Source organism: Phyllobacterium sp. SYP-B3895 (assembly GCF_009647635.1).
GTDB classification, from domain to species: Bacteria; Pseudomonadota; Alphaproteobacteria; order Rhizobiales; family Rhizobiaceae; genus Phyllobacterium; species Phyllobacterium pellucidum.
In genome coordinates, this window is the sequence record NZ_WJIG01000001.1 from 1204895 (window position 1) to 1222697 (window position 17803).

Genomic DNA, 17803 nt, shown 5'->3' on the forward strand with positions numbered 1-17803 from the left:
AACAGCCATGACCTGGAGCGGCATGCGCGTTGGCGGTTTCGTTGACCTCACGGCTGCTTTCGGGCATGCATGGACCATGAACGAGGAAGAAATCACGGCACAGTGGCTGACGGTAATTGGAATCGGCGAGGACGGTTATGGCGGGCTTGGCGAAAACGCCCGGCGCCTTCTTGCCGAGGCTGGAACCATTTTCGGCGGCAAGCGCCATCTGGAACTCCTGCCCGACAATCTCGAAGCAAAGCGCGTTGCCTGGCCGACACCTTTTTCCGACGCCTATCCGATGCTGCTTGCTTTACGCGGTCACCCCGTCGTGGTGCTCGCCAGCGGCGACCCTATGCATTTCGGCATGGGCGCGGCGCTGACGCGCCATATCGAGCGCAGCGAGATGCGAATACTTCCTGCCCCGTCCTCGTTCGCGTTCGCAGCCGCTGCAATGGGCTGGCCCATTCAGGAGAGCCAGTTGCTCAGCGTTCATGGCCGGCCAATCGAGACGCTGTTCAAAGCCTTTGTTCCCAACGCCAAACTCATCGTTCTTAGCAATGACGGCGATACACCCGCCAATGTGGCGGGAATGCTCGCCCAGCGCGGATTTGCTGCCGCCAGGCTGACAGTGCTCGAACATCTCGGCGGACCGGATGAGCGCCGGATTGATGGCGTTGCCGGCTCCTGGGATCATCCGCGATGTGCGGATCTCAATGTCATGGCCGTCGATTGCGGCGCGGTCGGCCAGGAAACGCGAACCTTTCCGCTGCTGGCCGGTTTGCCGGATGACGCGTTCGAACATGACGGACAACTGACCAAACGTGATGTCCGTGCCGTGACGCTCGCGCATCTCGCACCGCTTCCCGGCGAATTGCTGTGGGATGTCGGAGCAGGCTGCGGTTCGATCGGCATCGAGTGGATGCGCAGCCATCCGATGTGCCGGGCGCTGGCAATCGAAGCCAACGACAAGCGGCAGCAGCTCATTTTGCACAATAGCCGCGCGCTCGGCGTGCCGGACCTTCATCTTGTTCGCGGCGAAGCGCCTGCAGCCCTGGCCGAACTGCCGGCTCCCGACGCGATCTTCATCGGCGGGGGCGTCACCGACCCCGATGTGCTTTCAACCTGCTGGGCCCACCTGAAACCTGGCGGCCGCCTCGTCGCAAATGCCGTGACCATCGAAGGCGAAATGACGCTCGTCGATTGGCGCAGGAAGCATGGCGGCGACCTGACCAAGCTTGCGGTTTCGCAGGCCCAACCCCTTGGAAGCTTCGACGCCTGGCGCGCCACGCTGCCCGTCACGATCTACATGGTTCGAAAGACCAATTGACCGCCTGCTCGTGGACGAGACAGGATTGAGACAGGTTTGTGGGGTTTAAAGACAGTGGGAGGATTGCAATCGAGTGTGAAATCATATTGAACGGCGCATAAACCCGTCTATGCGGTGGTTATGGCCGTTCTGAGTTCCCATCTTGATAGCAATCAGGGAGTTTCAAGCAGGAAACGCGCATGGCAACGTATAAATATTTCACCTGGCCCTTCATTTTTACATTTGTTGGTCTCGCGCTCGGTACTTGGATCGGCTTCATTTATTCAGGAACCGTACAGGGCGCACTTTCGGTCCTTTTCATTTGTGCTGTCCTCGGCATCCTCGAAATCTCGCTGTCCTTCGACAACGCCATCGTCAACGCCAAGATCCTGCGCGACATGACACCAACGTGGCAGCGGCGCTTCCTGACCTGGGGCATCATAATCGCCGTGTTCGGCATGCGGATTATCTTTCCGCTGGCAATCGTCGCCATTGCGGCCTGGATCGATCCGATTTCGGCGCTAAAACTCGCCATTTCCAATCCGGAAGAATATGCCCGCATCATGCAGGACGCGCATGTATCCATTGCGGCGTTCGGCGGTACTTTCCTGCTGATGGTCGGCCTGAAATTCTTTTTCGACCACGAGAAGGACGTCCATTGGATCAAGGTGATCGAGGCCAATGCCTCCCGCTTTGCCTCGATCCAGGGTATTGAGGTCGCGGTTGCGCTGCTTCTCATCATATTCTTCTCGCGCCAGCTCGAGGGCGAGGAATCGGTGACGTTCCTGACGTCGGCCATTTACGGCCTCTTGACGTTCCTCTTCGTCGAAGGGCTCGGCGCTGTTCTAGATGCAACCCAGGAGCAGATGGACACGGTGCACAAGGGTGGGCTCGGCGCCTTCCTTTACCTCGAAATGCTCGATGCCAGCTTCTCGTTCGATGGCGTTATCGGGGCATTTGCCCTCTCGACAAATCTCTTCGTCATTGCGATCGGCCTTGGCATCGGCGCCTTCTATGTTCGGGCGCTGACGATCATGATGGTCGACAAGGAAACGCTCGGCCAATACCGCTACCTTGAGCACGGCGCCTTCTACGCGATCCTCGTTCTGGCCCTGATCATGTATTGCCAGACGCTGGTTCACATTCCGGAGGTGATAACCGGCGTGATCGGCGCAGCGCTCATCATGTTCGCCTTCTTCTCCTCGATCCGCTACCGCCGGCGTCACGGCGAGACCCAGGAGGCTTGAGGCGGAACAAACGGCGACGCTGTGGCATCCGGAACCAGGAACATCTTCCAACGGTTGAGCCCTTCCCACCGAAACGGAGAACTGTCTTATGGAACTTGATCCTCAAAGCGCCTATTCCGCCATACAAACCGGGATAAGACAGGCGAGTGCGCTGGTCGTCACCTATTCGTTTTCGGTGATCGGCGCGATCTTGCTCATGGTCATAGGGTTTCTTGTGGCTGGCCTCGTGGAGCGCTGGCTCTTTGCCGGTCTCGGCCGTGTCGGCGGCTTCGACCTTACCTTGCGTCGCTTCCTTTCAAAGATCGCGCGCTATTTCGTGCTCGGGCTCGTGGTTGTCATGGTGCTCGGCCAGTTCGGTATCCAGACGGCATCGGTTATTGCCGCCATTGGCGCGGTAGGTCTCGCTATCGGTCTGGCGCTGCAGGGAACACTGCAGAATATAGCCGCCGGTATTATGCTCTTGGCGCTGCGGCCACTGCGGATCGGCGAATATGTAGAAGTCGGCAGCGTTTCCGGCACTGTTGAGGAGATAGGGCTCTTTGCGACGCGATTGCGTGCCGCTGATGGGATCTACATTCTGGCTCCGAATTCGACGCTCTGGACACTGCCGGTCAAGAATTATACGCGCAATGGCGTGCGCCGGACCGATATCACCATCACGATTCCCAATTCGGATAACATCGAAGCAATGCAGAAATCGCTGATGAAACTCGCCGAGCGCGATGCGCGCGTGAAAAAGGAGCCGACTCCTGCCGCATTTGTCGCGGACCTGGGCGATAGCAGCGTGTCGATAACCTTGCGCTACTGGACCTCTGTCGGCGATTTTGCCGCGACCCAGGCCGAAATGAACAAAAACGTCCGCAATACCCTGAACCAAATGGCTTGACCATATCAGTGCTCGCCAAAGCGCCGCTGGACGACCGCTTCCAGTGGTGCCCAACGGACGGGTGGATTTGGCGTCTCGGCTAATCTAGTATTGATCCGCAACATCGCGCGGGGGCTAAGGATGGCGCGCAGGGGGATAGCCAGTCCGGACAGGTTTCAAGGCGTCGAGCGGCCTTCGTCGCTTGAGATGAGTCATATCACGCTGCAGGACGCCACCTTCGGCAGGCTGAAATGGCGGCACGATGACAATGGCATTCCCGTCCAGCTGGAGCAGGCGGACGGCTACATGATCTGCTATCAAAGAAACCATCTTCCGGCGCGGCCACGATGGATCGATGGGAAGCCCGTAACGTCCGTATCATTGGATCCAGGCGAATTTCTACTCCTCGACCTTAGAAGACGCTACACAGCGGTCGAGGCAGGGGACGTCGACTGCGTCTCGATGTTCGCGCCCCATGCCTCGATTAGCGAATTCCACCTGGAGAACGATCTGGCGCCCTTCTCGACGCTCCGGGATAGAGACGTGTTTGGTTATTCAGATATCATCGTGCGAAACTTGATGGAATGTTTCGTGCCTGCATTCGAACGGCCTGAAGCTGCCTCGCGCCTCTTCCTTGACCAGCTTACTATAACGCTCCTGTCCCATCTGACCATGTTTTATGGAGAACAGAAAACCGAGTTCCGCGCGGTCAAGGGAGGATTGGCTCCGAGGCAAGAGCGAAGGGTGAAGGACCTTCTGCTCGCGAACCTGAAAGGCGACATCGGGCTTGACGTTCTCGCCAAGGAAACCGGCCTTTCGCGCGCTCACCTCGCTCGATCCTTCAAGATCAGCACGGGTCGTTCGCCCATGATGTGGCTGCAGAACCAGCGCCTGGAGAAGGCGGTGACGTTGCTTCTTGGAACGAGCCTTACTATCCAGGCGATCGCCGACGATTGCGGCTTCGCTGACCACAGTCACCTCACGAAAGTTTTCCTCAAGCGCTTCAAGGCCTCCCCGGGCGAATGGCGCCGCAAGCACAAGTTGTGAGTGGACCGAACAGCCGACGGCCGTGCCCATTCAAGCATATGTGATTTCGGCCGCTCTCAAATCAGCACTCGAGTACACAAAAAAGCACGCACGTACCTCGCAGGACGAGCGATGCTGAATATTATTCCTCGCGCAGTTGGCGTCGAGGGGAATAGCCATGCAGATCTCGGTTCATCAGGCGCGTTCGATTATTGCGGCCGGGGAAGCCCGTGCCCAGGCCATCGGGGTTGCGGTCAATATCGCGGTGCTTGACGCAGGCGCCCAACTAAAAGCTTTCAGCCGCATGGATGGAGCATTGCTCGGGTCCATTGATATCGCTCTCGGGAAGGCCAAGACGGCCGCCCTCTTCCAGATGGCAACGGAGACCGTTGGTGAGTTCTGCAAGCCGGGAGGCGGATCGCCAGGGCTTGAGCAGACCAATGGCGTTCTCGTAGTATTTGGCGGCGGCCTGCCTCTGACGGCGCCCGACGGAACTTTCCTCGGGGCGGTAGGCGTATCGGGAGGGGCCGTAGCACAGGACATGGACGTCGCCCAAGCGGCCGCTTCAGGCCTCGACTGACGCTCTCAAAACTCACATCAACTAGGCCAACAAGAGGAGAATGGAATGTCCAGGACGATCCTTATCACCGGTGCTGGGTCAGGCTTCGGTAAAGCTGCTGCGATCGGGATGGCTAAAAACGGTCATAACATCATCGCCACAGCACACGTGTCTTCGCAAGTCACGCCGTTGCGCGAAGAAGCGGCTGCGCTCGGCCTCAACAACCTCCGTGTCGAACGTCTGGATCTCGACGATCCGTACGACATCAAACAGGCCATTGGATGGGAATTCGATGTCTTGTGGAACAATGCCGGCATGGGCGAGGCGGGTCCGGTCTGGGAAATCCCGATCGACCTTGTTCGCCGTAACTTCGAGGTCAATGTCATCTTGCCCCTTCAGCTTACGCAGGGCGTTGTCCAGAAATGGGTGAGGCAGGGCAAGAAAGGCAAGGTCGTCTTCACGTCGTCAATGGGCGGGCTTTTCACCCCGGCCAACTGGGGCACGTATGTTTCGACCAAGCATGCTCTGGAATCGATCGCTGAAGCGTTGCAGCAGGAACTCAGTGCCTATGGAATCAAGATTCAGACGATCAACCCCGGCGCTTACTACACCGGTTATAATGAAACCATGGCCGATAACCCGTTCCGTTGGCTGGACGATTCCACAAATTTCACCAAGCGCGCCGACCTGCGCAAGGGGTTCGACGATTTCTTCGCAACGCCCGAGGGTAAAATGGACCCGCAGGAGATGATCGATCGCATGATCGAGGTCGTACCCGCCGACACCGGAAAATTCCGCAATGTGGTGCCGAAAGCGATCGAAAACATGCTGAAAGAACACCAACTGGCGGCCTGGGAAAACCAAATCTAAGCGGTCCGGCCCGAGGGCCACGGACGTCCGTTCGCCGACTGGCAGCGGACCGGACTGATTATAAGCAATGGAGGAGATAGCCATGGCAGGATTTGGCACATTGTTGGCAGTAGCGGTCTCAGGCTTCGCCGTGGCCGCGCTGACTCCATTGGCGCACGCACGGGCAGACACGGCAGATGCGAACAAGGCGATCATCCAGCGCGCGTTCGATGCGTGGGCCGCGGGAACAGGCGGCCCATACGATTTGCTGGCTGATGATGCGACGTGGACCATTACCGGCAATTCACTTGCTTCGAAGACCTATCCGAGCCGCGAAGCCTTCATGAGTGAAGTGATCCGGCCATTTAACGCGCGCATGAGCGCCGGCCTGAAGCCGTCAATTCGCAATATCTATGCCGAAGGCGACACCGTCGTCGTTTTCTTCGATGCGAGTGGCACTGCACGCGACGGCAAGCCCTATGCAAATACCTATGCCTGGTTCCTCGATCTGAAAGACGGCAAGATCGGCAAGGCGCATGCTTTCTTTGACAGCATCGCCTTCAACGATTTCTGGACGAGGGTCGAGCCAGTTCCTTGAACGGGAAGGCGCTCGCCTAGGGCGGGTTGCGGCACGATGCGACGAGGCAAACAGATCAACTCGGGCATCGTTGATTGGTGATCCCGACTGGATTCGAACCAGTGGCCTACAGATTAGGAATCTGTCGCTCTATCCTACTGAGCTACGGGACCATGACCTGAGACATACTGTTTTTCGCCGCGCGCGCCAAGCCTGAAGATGCGAGGAAATTGCGTTGCCGAGCCGCCTCAGGCCGAGGCGGGGAGGGCGCTCTCCGCGAGCTTCACCCAATAGCTGATTCCGTGTGGAATGGCGGCGTCGTTGAAGTCGTAGGCCGGATTGTGCAGCGATGCGCTGTCGCCATTGCCGATGAAGATGAAGGCGCCAGGGCGAGCTTCGAGCATGTAGGAAAAGTCCTCGCCGGCCATCATCGGCGCAACGTCTTCGTTGACCGCATGGTTGCCGGCGACCATACGGGCGGTTTGCGCGGCAAAGCTCGTCTCGCGATCATGATTGAATGTCACCGGATAGTTGCGGGCATAGTGAACACTGGCGCTTGCTCCAAGCGCGGCGGCGACCCCTTCGGCGACCTCGGTGAGGCGCTTTTCGGCAAAATCGCGCATTTCGGCGCGCAGCGTGCGGACCGTGCCGGCAAGTTCGGCGCGTTGGGGAATGATGTTGTGCGCATCGCCCGCATGAAACTTCGTTACTGACAGCACAACCGAATCGAGCGGGTCGGTGCCGCGCGAGACGATCGTCTGCAGGGCGTTGACGAGCTGCGCGCCGATGACCACCGGATCGATGGTTCGATGCGGCTGCGCAGCGTGCCCGCCCCGGCCTTCAATGGTGATGTTGAACTCGTCGGTCGCGGCCATGATCGGCCCCTTGCGAATCGCAAACTCGCCCACGGCGAGCCCCGGAATATTGTGCATGCCATAGACTTCCGAAATGCTGAAGCGCTCCATCATGCCTTCCTTGACCATTTCGCGCCCGCCGCCGCCGCCTTCCTCCGCCGGCTGGAAAATGACTGCTACCGTGCCCTTGAAATTGCGTGTTTCGGCAAGATATTGCGCCGCGCCGAGCAGCATCGCGGTGTGGCCGTCATGGCCGCAGGCATGCATCTTGCCGATGTTTTGCGAGGCCCATGGCTTGCCGGTGATCTCGGTGAGCGGCAGCGCGTCCATGTCCGAGCGCAGGCCGATCGTGGGTCCGTTGCCATGACGCCCCTTGATGATGCCGACGACGCCGGTACGGCCGATGCCGGTCTCCACCGTGTCGCAGCCGAATTCTTGCAGTTTCGCGGCGACGAAGGCGGCAGTCTCGTGCACGTCGAACATCAGTTCCGGCTTCTCGTGCAGCTTGCGACGCCACGCGGAAACCTCGTCCTGCATCTCGATGGCACGGTTGAGCAAGGGCATTCGTTAGCGACTCCAAATTCGCGTCTGACATTTTCGTGCACAGCATAAAGGCGCTTTGCCTTTTGCCTGCCATATAAGATAGATAAGGCCATTGCCGCCCGGCGTGAAGCGCGGCTTAATGCCTTATGCCCTCCCGGTTGCTTTTAAAGGACAGGTCGGATCTCAGGAATGCGCAAAACTGTAGTTTCTTTTCTATCGGGTTGTTTGCTTGCGGCCATGGCCGGTACCACAGCATTTGCCGGCGCCAACATTACCGTGGACGCAAATACCGGTGAAATCCTGTCGCAGGAGGATGCGTTCCAGCGCTGGTATCCGGCTTCGCTTACCAAGCTGATGACGACCTATGTGGCATTCCGCATGATCGAATCCGGTCAGGTGACGCTCGACACGCCAATCCGCATCTCCGCAAATGCCGTCAAGGAACCGCCAAGCCGATCCGGCTACAAGGCGGGTACGGAAATGACGTTGGACAATGCGCTGAAGATCATGCTGGTGCGCTCGACCAATGATGTCGCCATGGCCATCGGCGAAACACTCGGCGGTTCGGAGGAGAAGTTTGCCGCGCTGATGAATGAAGAGGCAAAGCGGCTTGGCATGTATGGCACGCACTTTGTCAATCCGAACGGCCTGCATTCGGACGATCACTACTCGACGGCCCGCGATCTCGCGGTCCTGACGCTGCATTTGCGCCGCGAGTATCCGCAATATGCCCATTATTTCGATATCGAGGCGATCGACTACGGCGCCAAGAAATCGCAGGCCAACTACAATGCGCTGATCGGGCGCTTCCAGGGTGCCGACGGCATGAAGACGGGTTTCGTATGCCCCTCGGGCTATAATCTCATCGGCTCGGCAACGCGCAACGGACGGACGATTGTCACGGTGGTTCTTGGCGAAATGACCATCACCTCGCGGGTCACCAAGGCGGCCGATCTTCTCGGCAAGGCATTCGAAGGCAAGGGCAGCGGCCAGACGCTCGATACGCTGGCGCCCTATGGCGGACCCACGCGTGATGTCGCGGTGAACATGCGTCCGACCGTCTGCTCGAAACAGGCAAATGCCTCCGACAGCTGGGACGGCAAGGATGCAGAGGGCCACCTTGTCCAAAGCTCGGTCTACCTCGCGCGGATCGACCATGAGCCGAAGTCGGAGCCGATCGTCGTCCTGCCGCCCAAGCTTAACTCCGAAGGCATGCCGCTGAGCAGCATACCCGTGCCGATGCCGCGGCCAGATCGGCCTTCGATGACGGATGCCAGCAATGTGCTGAAGGCCGTCAATTGATGGCCAGCAATGCGCCCATCCCGGTTTCAGTGCTGACCGGCTTTCTCGGCTCCGGCAAGACGACGCTGCTCAACCGGCTCCTCAAGGATCCGGCATTGGCCGATACGGCTGTGATCATCAATGAATTCGGCGATGTCGGCATCGATCACCTCCTCGTAGAAAGCGCCAGCGACGGCGTCATCGAGCTTGCCGATGGTTGCCTTTGCTGCACGGTGCGCGGTGAATTGGTCGATACGCTTGCGGGACTGATCGACCGTTTGCAGACCGGGCGGCTGGAGCGCCTGCGGCGCGTCATCATCGAGACAACGGGCCTCGCCGATCCTGCCCCCGTTCTCCACACCATCATGGGCCATCCGGTCTTGCTCCAGGCCTTTCGGGTCGACGGCGTGATCACGACGGTCGACGCGGTCAACGGCATGGCGACGCTCGACGCCCATGAGGAGGCGGTCAAGCAGGCCGCCGTCGCCGACAGGATCGTCATCACCAAGACGGATCTCCCCGAAGCTGCGGCAGGTCTCGCGGCGTTGCGCGCGCGCCTCGCGGCGCTCAATCCCGGTGCTGAACTGATCGATGTCGGCGATGAGCGCACGGGCTATGCGGTGCTGTTCGAATGCGGCGTCTATAATGCCGAGACAAAGACGGTGGACGTGCAGCGCTGGCTGAAAGCGGAGGCCTACAGGGACCGCGAAGGCGAGCGCGATGGCCTCGACGGTGATCATCATCACCATCATCACAGTCACGAGCACGGGCATGATCACCACCACCATGACGTCAACCGCCATGATGCCTCGATCCGTTCTTTTTCCCTGAGGCACGACCGGCCGGTGCCGCTGTCGAGCTTCGATATGTTCCTCGATCTGTTGCGCTCCGCCCATGGCGAGAAGCTGCTGCGGGTCAAGGGCATCGTGCAGCTTGCTGATGATCCGGATCGTCCGCTGGTGATCCATGGCGTGCAACAGATTTTCCATCCGCCGGCGCGGCTTGCTGCCTGGCCCGATGGCGCGCGCGAGACCCGTCTGGTGATGATCGTGAAGGACTTGCCTGAAAGCTATGTCCGGCAGCTGTTCAGCGCGTTTCTGAACCAGCCGCAAATCGATACGCCGGATAGTGCGTCGCTCATCGACAATCCGCTCGCAATCTCAGGCATGAAGTTCAGATAGGGTCGCCACGCTCGATGTGGAAGCGATGGCCGCCGACGATGCTGATCGTTTCGATCAGCTGATGGCCCTCGGTCTGGCAGAAGTTCGGCATGTCGATCACGGCGAGCGGATCGCTGGTTTCGACCCACAGGCGGCTCCCGGCGGGCATGTCGAGGAGCTTTCGGCGCGTCTTCATCACTGGCAGGGGACAGTTCAGACCGCGCAGGTCATAGATTTCGTCAGGCACGTCCCTAGTTACCGATAATTTTCCACCAGGCCTTCTTGGCAGGTGCTGCCGCAGGCTGTTCGACAGGCGCGGCTGCCGGGGCGGTATCGATTGCGCCGGTGGTCTGCGGGGTCGCCTGCGCCGAGACGGCAGGGGACGCCGCGTTGGAGGCGACGGACATCGAAGCGGAAGGCAGTTGAACCTTCGACATGCGCGTGCGCTTAGCGGCCTCGCGCTCTTCCTTGGCCTTGTCGGCGGCGACGGCGGATGCGAGGCGTACCATGACCTGCGGCTTCGAAGCCTTGTCCTTGTCCTGCGGCGAGAGCGACGGCGGGTCCATTGTAACGCGTTCACCGCGGGCGCGACGAGAGCTCCAGTCGGCGATGATCTTTGCTTCAGCGATGCCCTGGATCGAGCGTGCGGGCGGCTGGACGCGGCCCTTGCTTACCATCGACGAAAACGCCGAATCGTAGGTGCTCTGATAGGACTGATAGGCCATCTTCAGCGAATCGGGCTGATCGGACGGTGGGCAGGCGCTCGTTGCGGCGATAGGAGCGTTCGGATCGCTGGTGTGATTGAAGACATATTTCTTCTCACAGACATCGACCTTCGGCGGCACCTTGGTGATTTCGAAATGGTCGTAGCCTTCCTTCAGGTTCTTCCAGAAGGCATAGTTCGGATCATCCTTGTAGCGCGCCATATTGGCCGCGGTCATGCGGAAGGGGAAGGCCTCGAGCTGGATCGAGTCCTGGCCGCCCTTGAAGGCGTCGCGGGCAAAGGCGTAAATCTGGGCGACCTGCGCGTCGGTCATCGAATAGCAACCCGACGACGAGCACGAACCATGGACCATCAGATTCGCGCCGGTGCGTCCAAGGGAGCGATCGAGCGCGTTGGGAAAACCGGTGTTGAAAGAGAGGTAGTAGCTCGATTTCGGGTTCATCTGCGCCGGCCGCACCGCATAGAAGCCTTCAGGCGCCTGGCGATCACCTTCGATGAATTTAGGCCCGAGCTTTCCGGACCATTTGCAGATCTGGTAGCTGGTGACCATGTCGTAGCGGCCATTATCCTTGCGCTTCCAGACCTCAAGGACATTCTCTTCCTTGAAAATGCGGAACATGACAGGCGCGGTCAGGCTGATGCCTTTCGACTTCATGCTCTCGATCATTTTCGCAGGCAGCTGCGTCGACGCGCCGTTCGGGACAATGTCCTCGACGGATGATCCCTGGCACGCCGCAAGAAATGCGGTGAGCGCGAGGGGCACAAGGATTCGTGTCGATAGTTTCATCGCAAGCTGTTTCAGTTTGTTGTCAGTGTCATTGCCTGGACCCAAATCACGCGGATCCTTACCCACAGCACATGCATGCATCGGTTATGGTTGATAAAGCCTTACCGCAACTATGCAAATTGCTCAATCATGCAATCGTGATCTGCGACCAAGACAGGGCGGTTTTATGGCAAACGCTTGGCGGTTGGCAAGGAGAACGTATCTGTGGTGAACGAAAGGTTACTCAAGGCTGCCACAAATGAAAAAGGCGGCACAACAGCGCCGCCCTTTTTGAAGTCGATCGTGAACGGGATTAGCCGTTCAGCGCGTCCTTCAATGCCTTTGCAGGCTGGAACGCGACTTTCTTCGAAGCTGCGATTTTGATCGTAGCGCCAGTTGCAGGGTTACGGCCTTCGCGAGCAGCGCGCGACTGAACCTTGAACTTGCCGAAGCCCGGCAGCGATACTTCATCGCCAGCTACGACGGAATCGGTGATACCCTTAAGAACGCTGTCAACAATCGCCTTGGACTGAACTTTTGTAAGACCCTGATCAGCAACCAGCTTCTCTACAAGATCGGAGGTATTCATGTTGGCGGTTTCCTCAGTAAATTCGTTGATCGGAGGGGTCTGTATGGCATGCGATTCCCGCCCTGTCATCAGCAATAGCGCCCAAAATGCCGGTTTATACCCAGTGTTTACAGGGTTTTTTGCGAAACCGGCTACGAAAGGCGGGCAAGGCCGCCAAGGCGGCGGAAAAACCCCAAGAGGTGATTCGCGCAAGCCGAGGCTAATTCAGGCGGGCTCCTCGCGTAGAACATCGGTCATCTGCCATATAGGCGGATCACCGATATGGCGCACCAGATGATCGACGAAGGCGCGGACCTTCGCCGAGACATGACGGGTCGGCGGGTAGACGGCATGGATCCTGTAAGGGAGGGGCTTTGCCTGCGGCAGCACCGGAATGAGCGTGCCGGCACGCAGCGCTTCGGCCGCAATGAACATCGGCAGCAGGACGAGACCAAGCCCGGCAATCGCCATATCGCGCATCGCCTCACCATTATTGGCAACGATGCGCCCATGCATGGCGACCGAAATCGGATCTGATGGTTGGCCGGGGTTTTCGAATTGCCAGAGCTGGCTGGTATTTACATTGGAATAGTCGATGCAGGCGAAATTGCCGAGATCGTCCAGGGATTTCGGCAGCCCGTTGGCCGCCGCAAAATCCGGACTGCAGCAGATGACGCGCGCATCGGTGCAGAGCTTGCGGGCAATGAGGCTCGAATCCTTCAAGATGCCGATACGAATGCCGACGTCAAAACCACCGCGACCGAGATCGACCATGCGATCGTCGAATTCCACCGCCACTTCAAGTTCGGGGTACTGGCGGGCGAAATCGGCAATCATGCGCCCGAGATAGAGCGTGCCGAAGGTCATGGGCGCCGCAATGCGCAGCGTCCCCCGGATGGCACTGTGCCGCTCGCCGACCCGATCGGCCGCCTCGATCAGTTCTCGCACCAGCGGCCGCACACGCTCGACAAAATCCAGGGCACTTCCGGATGCGACAAGCTTGCGCGGCGAACGCTGGAAAAGCTCGATGCCAAGAGCCCCTTCAAGTTCGGTGATACGTTTGCTAACGACGGATTTTGACAGGTTGAGGCGAGCGGCGGTCGCAGTGATGCTACCCGTTTCCATTACGTCGAGAAAGGTGAGAAGATCGTCGAAACGCCATTTCATGGTTGCAATTTACCGGACAGTCGGCTGTGGGGGAAGCGGATTTGATTGCTTTTGTTCGATACAAGCGAACATGGGTTGCGCAGATTGGCCCTTTATCAGGTGAGGGCAAGGACAGATATTGAGCGCAACGGCAAACGGGCCGCAATTTTCATCCAGGAGGCTTCAATGACCTTGCAACTCACAGGCATTCATCATCTGACTGCCATTACCGCAAATGCACCTGAGAACCTGCGCTTCTATACGCAGACGCTCGGCCTTCGCCTCGTCAAGAAGACCGTCAACCAGGACGATACCAGCGCTTACCACCTGTTCTACGCCGACGGCGAGGCAACGCCTGGCTCCGATCTCACATTCTTCGATTGGCCTGTCGGTCCGGAACGGCGCGGCACGCACAGCATCGCACGCACCGGATTGCGTGTCGGCAGCAAGGAAAGCCTTTCCTGGTGGAAGGAGCGCTTTGACAAACTCGGCGTCAAGGCCGGCGAGATCGCTGTCGTCGGCGGCTATGATTCACTCGATTTCGAGGATGGCGAAGGCCAGCGTTTCCGCCTAGTCAACGATGGCGGCGCTACTCCGTCGCATCCATGGGAGAAGAGCCCGGTTCCGGCCGAACACCAGATTCGCGGGCTCGGGCCGATTACGCTGAGCGTGCCTGACATCACCAATACCGAGGCGATCCTCTTGCATGTGATGAACATGCGCAAGGTTAGCGACTATGCTTCGCCGGACGGCGTAGGGCATGTCCACGTCTTTGCCATGGGCGAGGGCGGACCTGCCGCCGAACTCCATGTCGCTGTGCAGCCGGATCTTGCCGTCGCCCGGCAGGGTGCGGGCGCGGTTCACCATGTCGCGTTCCGCGTTCCGGACGTGGCAGCGCTGCATGAATGGACCGAACGGCTGAAGGGCTTCCGCATGCCGTCAAGCGGCGAGGTCGAACGCTATTACTTCCGCTCGCTCTACTTCCGCGAGCCGAACGGTATCCTGTTTGAGATCGCTACGGACACACCGGGCTTTGCAGTGGACGAACCGATGGAAACGCTCGGCGAGAGCCTGTCCTTGCCGCCGTTCCTCGAACCGAAACGCGCATCGATCGAAGCGGGCCTCAAGCCTCTCGCATAAAATTCAAAACGGGGCAGATCAGTTCTGCCCCGTTTCCGTTTCCGCCAGCCATTGGCGGATCACCTCGATGTCATGATCGCCGGTTTCATGCCCGGCCGGCACGCTCAATGAAGTCACATCGGCCCCGGCCTGCCGAAGTTCCGCCTCCAGTGCCGGCGCATGGGCGCCGAAGAGATCGTGATTGCCGGTGACGAACAGGATGCGCGCATCCGAAAGGTCGGATTGCGGGGTCTCATCGAGCACCTTCGTTGCCCGCAGGAATATTGCGTTGCGCACGAGATGCGGATGTAGCTGCATCATCGCCGCAAGCAGATTTCCACCGTTCGAATAGCCGAGGAAGACCGTTCTTGTAAGGTCCAGCCCATAGGCTTCGACCCCGCCCTCGATAAAGGCAGCAAAGGCATTCGCCTCGAAGCCTATGTCCTTCTGGTCGAATGTGAGCGGCGCAAACCGCCGGAACCAACGCGCGCTACCTTCTTCGGTGCTGCGGCCGCGTACGCCCATCAGCGTTGCGCGTGGTGCCGCCAATGCTGCGAGCGGCATGAGGCTCGCCTCATTGCCGCCAGTTCCGTGCAGGAGCACGAGAGTGCGTCCATCGGCTTCTTCCGGCGTAAAGATGCGGTGCACAAAGGGTAGCTCGCGGTAGATGAACCGCCACTCGTTCGGCATGCTGAACTGCGGCAGCATCACTTTGAGGTTCTGCGCCTCTTTCGCAAAATGCGGCGGAATGAACAGTGTCGAGCCGAGCTCGTCCTTCGCCTCGTCGATCAACATGCCCGGGCCGTCGGTCGCGAGTTCCAACAGCGAGCCGCCCGGTTCGCGCACATAGATCGAAGAGAAATATTTGCGGTCGTGCATGGCGGTGGCATCGGCGCCGCTTGCAACGAGACGATCGAATATGGCCGTAACTTCGGGAATGCCGGGGGAACGAAAGGCAATATGGTCGATCGTGCCGGTGCCGGGCGCCGAACTCCAGAAACCGGAAGCATCGCGGACATCGACGCAATCGCCACTACCCGCCACCATGCGCGTGATTGTTTCGTTTTCACCCGTTGCCGCGTAGCCGAAATAATCTTCCAGAAAGGCACGAGTGGCTTGCGGCTGCTCGGTGAGGATGGTCGTTCCTCGGATTCGGCGTATCGCGTCAGGCGAGGGTATCCCATCCATGGCCCAGGCATCGCCGGCAGCGACAGCATCGGTGCCGACGAGCTTGACGATAACGCCATCGGGATCCTTGAGCCGCAGCACGGGTTCACCGAACTCCTGCGCCGGACCCGAGGTCGGTATGTTGAACTGGAGGGCCCGGGTCAGCCAGAAGCCGATGCTTTCCGGTGCGATGGCAAGCGCGATTTCGCTGGGCTGCCCATAGCCGACGCGTCCGGGCGAGCCGTCTTCCCAGACGAGGAAGGTTATGAGCGATCCGGGCGTTCCGGTCGCATCGCCATACAGCAGATGCAACTGGGTCGCGTCTTCGAACCCGCCGGTCTGTTTGACCAGCCGCAGCCCGAGGAAACCGACATAGAAGTCGACATTTGCCTGAACCTTGCGGGTAATCAGCGTGATGTGGTGAATTCCGCCCGTCATATTCGCCTCCTCATGGTCGGCAGAGCGTTACAGGGAAAGCATCGAGCGAACAATCTGAAGATGAGGGATGCAGAGGCACAAAAAACAACACCCACCGCGGGAGGAGCGGTGGGTGCTATTTGTAGAGACCGGCTGGGAGGAGGAGTGCCGGTCTTTATACGTCCGAAGCTTGGGAGGAGGAGTGCTCCGGACGCAAGTTGTATTCTATTAGCGAGCCGAAGCTGCACGCTTGGCAACGAAGGCGATATCGCCGCGGGAGATGCCAAGGTCGTTCAGTTCGCGGGCAGAAAGGCGGCTCAGTTCCGTGACGGTGTCACGATAGCGGCGCCAGTTATTGTAAGAGCGGATCAAGTTCATTTCACTCACCTATGTAACTTCTTGTTTGTTGGATCATTTTCCGATCGTTGACGGTGATATAGGCAAGGCGGTGAGGAACTTGGAGTGACAGTTTTGCATAGCTGCAATGCAACAAATCATAGGTTGCATTGCACAATAAAAGCAATGTCAGCGTGCCGCTGCGGCAGAGCGGGAGGTGCGGGCGCGACCAGTTGCGGGCTTGGCCGCGGTCTTGCCCTGCGAGCGTTTTTGGGTCTCGGTTTTCTTAAGTTCCTCGATCTCCTTGTCGGCCTTTTTGGCTGCAGCTTCGCATTGGCGGCGGAATTTTTCGACTTCGTCTTCGGTCAGGTGCTCGATGCCGATAAAGGCATTTTTCGCCTCGGTGACCCGGACGAGTTCGTCAAGCTTCGCCTGAATGGCGATGCCGTCCCGGTTCTGGGTGTTCTGAATGAGGAACACCATCAGGAAGGTTATAATCGTCGTACCTGTATTGATAATGAGCTGCCATGTATCGGAAAAGCCGAATATAGGGCCGCTGATCCCCCAGACGACCACCACGACGCAGCAAAGAATGAATGTTACCGGCTTGCCGGCGGCAAACGCGACCTTATTCGCGATGGTGTTGAATAGCTTCCCGAACATGGCGGTGCCTCCGTTGCGAGCCGGCATTGAGCGCCGGCTATCCATAACAGCGGCCTGTAAAATTTGTTCCACAGGCCTGGGGCAGCGAAGGGCTCATTGCCGATGCGCCGCAACTCAAGGCAATCTTTTTAGTGTATTTTGTCGATGGCAGGGCCTGTGCAGCACTTTTCCATTAACGGAAAGCTGCTAGCATTGCGGCATTCTCGCTTGAATGAGACGAACATGAAGACACGATTGTTCATTCTTGCATACTCAGCCTGTGTTGCTTGCGCCGGCAGCGGACTGGCCGACAGCCAATCCTACCTGGTCAAATTTCGCCTTGGCATGCGCTCGACGACCATGTCGGGTGATATTCGCGGGCCTGAAACCACCACCTATATTATTGAGGCCAAGCCCGGCCAGGAAATGTCGATCGCATTCAGGTCTGACAATGAGAGCTGCACGTTCAACGTCTACGATCCCGAGAGCGATGGTGCGGTGGTCGAAGCCAGGGCTATCGGCGACGGTTACATGGGCAAGTTACCGCCGTCCGGCCAGTATCTGGTCAAGGTCGCCTTCATGAGCGAGGCACAGCCTACAGCCGCGTGCCGCTACAGCATCACTTTCGACATTTCAGGGTAAACGCCCTCCTCGCATCCGCCGTTGACC

General features: G+C 58.9%; 19 protein-coding genes and 1 tRNA gene. 11 read left to right on the forward strand and 9 right to left on the reverse strand.

The genetic code is table 11. The annotated features are described in order from the left end of the window. Positions 1 to 76: 76 nt before the first annotated feature. The 7 genes from cbiE (at position 77) to GF108_RS05855 (ending at position 6432) form a co-directional block, all read left to right on the forward strand. Positions 77 to 1309 (forward strand): precorrin-6y C5,15-methyltransferase (decarboxylating) subunit CbiE, encoded by a 1233-nt coding sequence (cbiE, locus tag GF108_RS05825; RefSeq protein WP_153667355.1) that lies wholly within the window; start codon positions 77 to 79, stop codon positions 1307 to 1309. Positions 1310 to 1488: 179 nt separating this feature from the next. After that, entirely contained in the window at positions 1489 to 2535 is a 1047-nt protein-coding gene (locus tag GF108_RS05830; protein WP_027231293.1) for a DUF475 domain-containing protein, read from the forward strand. An 88-nt stretch (positions 2536 to 2623) separates the two neighbouring features. After that, complete coding sequence (locus GF108_RS05835; RefSeq protein WP_153667182.1) at positions 2624 to 3421, forward strand: mechanosensitive ion channel family protein; 798 nt, start codon at positions 2624 to 2626, stop codon at positions 3419 to 3421. Positions 3422 to 3541: 120 nt separating this feature from the next. Further along, complete coding sequence (locus GF108_RS05840; RefSeq protein ID WP_153667183.1) at positions 3542 to 4447, forward strand: AraC family transcriptional regulator; 906 nt, start codon at positions 3542 to 3544, stop codon at positions 4445 to 4447. A 157-nt stretch (positions 4448 to 4604) separates the two neighbouring features. Next, positions 4605 to 5006 carry a heme-binding protein gene (locus GF108_RS05845; protein ID WP_153667184.1) on the forward strand — a complete coding sequence of 134 codons (402 nt, stop codon included), beginning with the start codon at positions 4605 to 4607 and terminating at the stop codon, positions 5004 to 5006. 45 nt (positions 5007 to 5051) lie between these two features. Further along, on the forward strand, positions 5052 to 5855 hold the full coding sequence (locus GF108_RS05850) for an SDR family oxidoreductase (RefSeq protein ID WP_027231296.1): 804 nt from the start codon (positions 5052 to 5054) through the stop codon (positions 5853 to 5855). An 82-nt stretch (positions 5856 to 5937) separates the two neighbouring features. After that, a complete protein-coding gene (locus tag GF108_RS05855; protein ID WP_246663841.1) occupies positions 5938 to 6432 on the forward strand; it encodes a nuclear transport factor 2 family protein in 495 nt (164 codons plus the stop codon). Between the two features lie 75 nt (positions 6433 to 6507). Here GF108_RS05855 and GF108_RS05860 read toward each other — a convergent pair. Further along, positions 6508 to 6584: transfer RNA gene (locus GF108_RS05860), tRNA-Arg, on the reverse strand. Between the two features lie 75 nt (positions 6585 to 6659). Further along, positions 6660 to 7829: a M20 aminoacylase family protein gene (locus GF108_RS05865; RefSeq protein ID WP_153667186.1), complete on the reverse strand. Its 1170-nt coding sequence runs from the start codon at positions 7827 to 7829 to the stop codon at positions 6660 to 6662. Positions 7830 to 7997: 168 nt separating this feature from the next. Here GF108_RS05865 and GF108_RS05870 point away from each other — a divergent pair, with 168 nt between their 5' ends. Together GF108_RS05870 and GF108_RS05875 are read left to right on the forward strand one after the other, a co-directional pair. Beyond that, positions 7998 to 9110, forward strand: a complete 1113-nt coding sequence (locus GF108_RS05870; protein ID WP_153667187.1) for a D-alanyl-D-alanine carboxypeptidase family protein — start codon at positions 7998 to 8000, stop codon at positions 9108 to 9110. Continuing rightward, positions 9110 to 10270, forward strand: coding sequence for a GTP-binding protein (locus tag GF108_RS05875; protein ID WP_153667188.1), 1161 nt, complete (start codon positions 9110 to 9112; stop codon positions 10268 to 10270). Before GF108_RS05870 ends, GF108_RS05875 begins: the two co-directional genes overlap by 1 nt. Here GF108_RS05875 and GF108_RS05880 read toward each other — a convergent pair. The 4 genes from GF108_RS05880 to GF108_RS05895 all read right to left on the reverse strand — a co-directional run bounded on the left by GF108_RS05880 (position 10263) and on the right by GF108_RS05895 (position 13474). Next, positions 10263 to 10496, reverse strand: coding sequence for a sulfurtransferase TusA family protein (locus tag GF108_RS05880; protein ID WP_027231301.1), 234 nt, complete (start codon positions 10494 to 10496; stop codon positions 10263 to 10265). The two genes, GF108_RS05875 and GF108_RS05880, sit on opposite strands and share 8 nt — an antisense overlap. 4 nt (positions 10497 to 10500) lie before the next feature. After that, a complete protein-coding gene (locus tag GF108_RS05885) occupies positions 10501 to 11760 on the reverse strand; it encodes a murein L,D-transpeptidase family protein (RefSeq protein WP_153667189.1) in 1260 nt (419 codons plus the stop codon). Positions 11761 to 12052: 292 nt separating this feature from the next. Then, a complete protein-coding gene (locus GF108_RS05890; RefSeq protein WP_027231303.1) occupies positions 12053 to 12328 on the reverse strand; it encodes an HU family DNA-binding protein in 276 nt (91 codons plus the stop codon). Positions 12329 to 12532: 204 nt separating this feature from the next. Next, a complete protein-coding gene (locus GF108_RS05895; RefSeq protein WP_153667190.1) occupies positions 12533 to 13474 on the reverse strand; it encodes a LysR family transcriptional regulator in 942 nt (313 codons plus the stop codon). 165 nt (positions 13475 to 13639) lie between these two features. On the opposite strand from GF108_RS05895, the gene GF108_RS05900 reads away from it, so the two are divergent. Then, on the forward strand, positions 13640 to 14593 hold the full coding sequence (locus tag GF108_RS05900) for a ring-cleaving dioxygenase (protein WP_153667191.1): 954 nt from the start codon (positions 13640 to 13642) through the stop codon (positions 14591 to 14593). Positions 14594 to 14611: 18 nt separating this feature from the next. Here GF108_RS05900 and GF108_RS05905 read toward each other — a convergent pair whose 3' ends face one another. The 3 genes from GF108_RS05905 to GF108_RS05915 form a co-directional block, all read right to left on the reverse strand. Then, entirely contained in the window at positions 14612 to 16177 is a 1566-nt protein-coding gene (locus tag GF108_RS05905; RefSeq protein ID WP_153667192.1) for a VOC family protein, read from the reverse strand. Between the two features lie 207 nt (positions 16178 to 16384). Then, on the reverse strand, positions 16385 to 16534 hold the full coding sequence (locus GF108_RS05910) for a DUF1127 domain-containing protein (RefSeq protein WP_081815820.1): 150 nt from the start codon (positions 16532 to 16534) through the stop codon (positions 16385 to 16387). A 147-nt stretch (positions 16535 to 16681) separates the two neighbouring features. Further along, on the reverse strand, positions 16682 to 17155 hold the full coding sequence (locus GF108_RS05915) for a low affinity iron permease family protein (RefSeq protein WP_153667193.1): 474 nt from the start codon (positions 17153 to 17155) through the stop codon (positions 16682 to 16684). Positions 17156 to 17377: 222 nt separating this feature from the next. On the opposite strand from GF108_RS05915, the gene GF108_RS05920 reads away from it, so the two are divergent. Then, the gene (locus GF108_RS05920) at positions 17378 to 17776 is read left to right on the forward strand and encodes a hypothetical protein (protein WP_153667194.1); all 399 of its coding nucleotides are present in this window, start codon (positions 17378 to 17380) and stop codon (positions 17774 to 17776) included. The last annotated feature ends 27 nt before the right edge of the window (positions 17777 to 17803 follow it).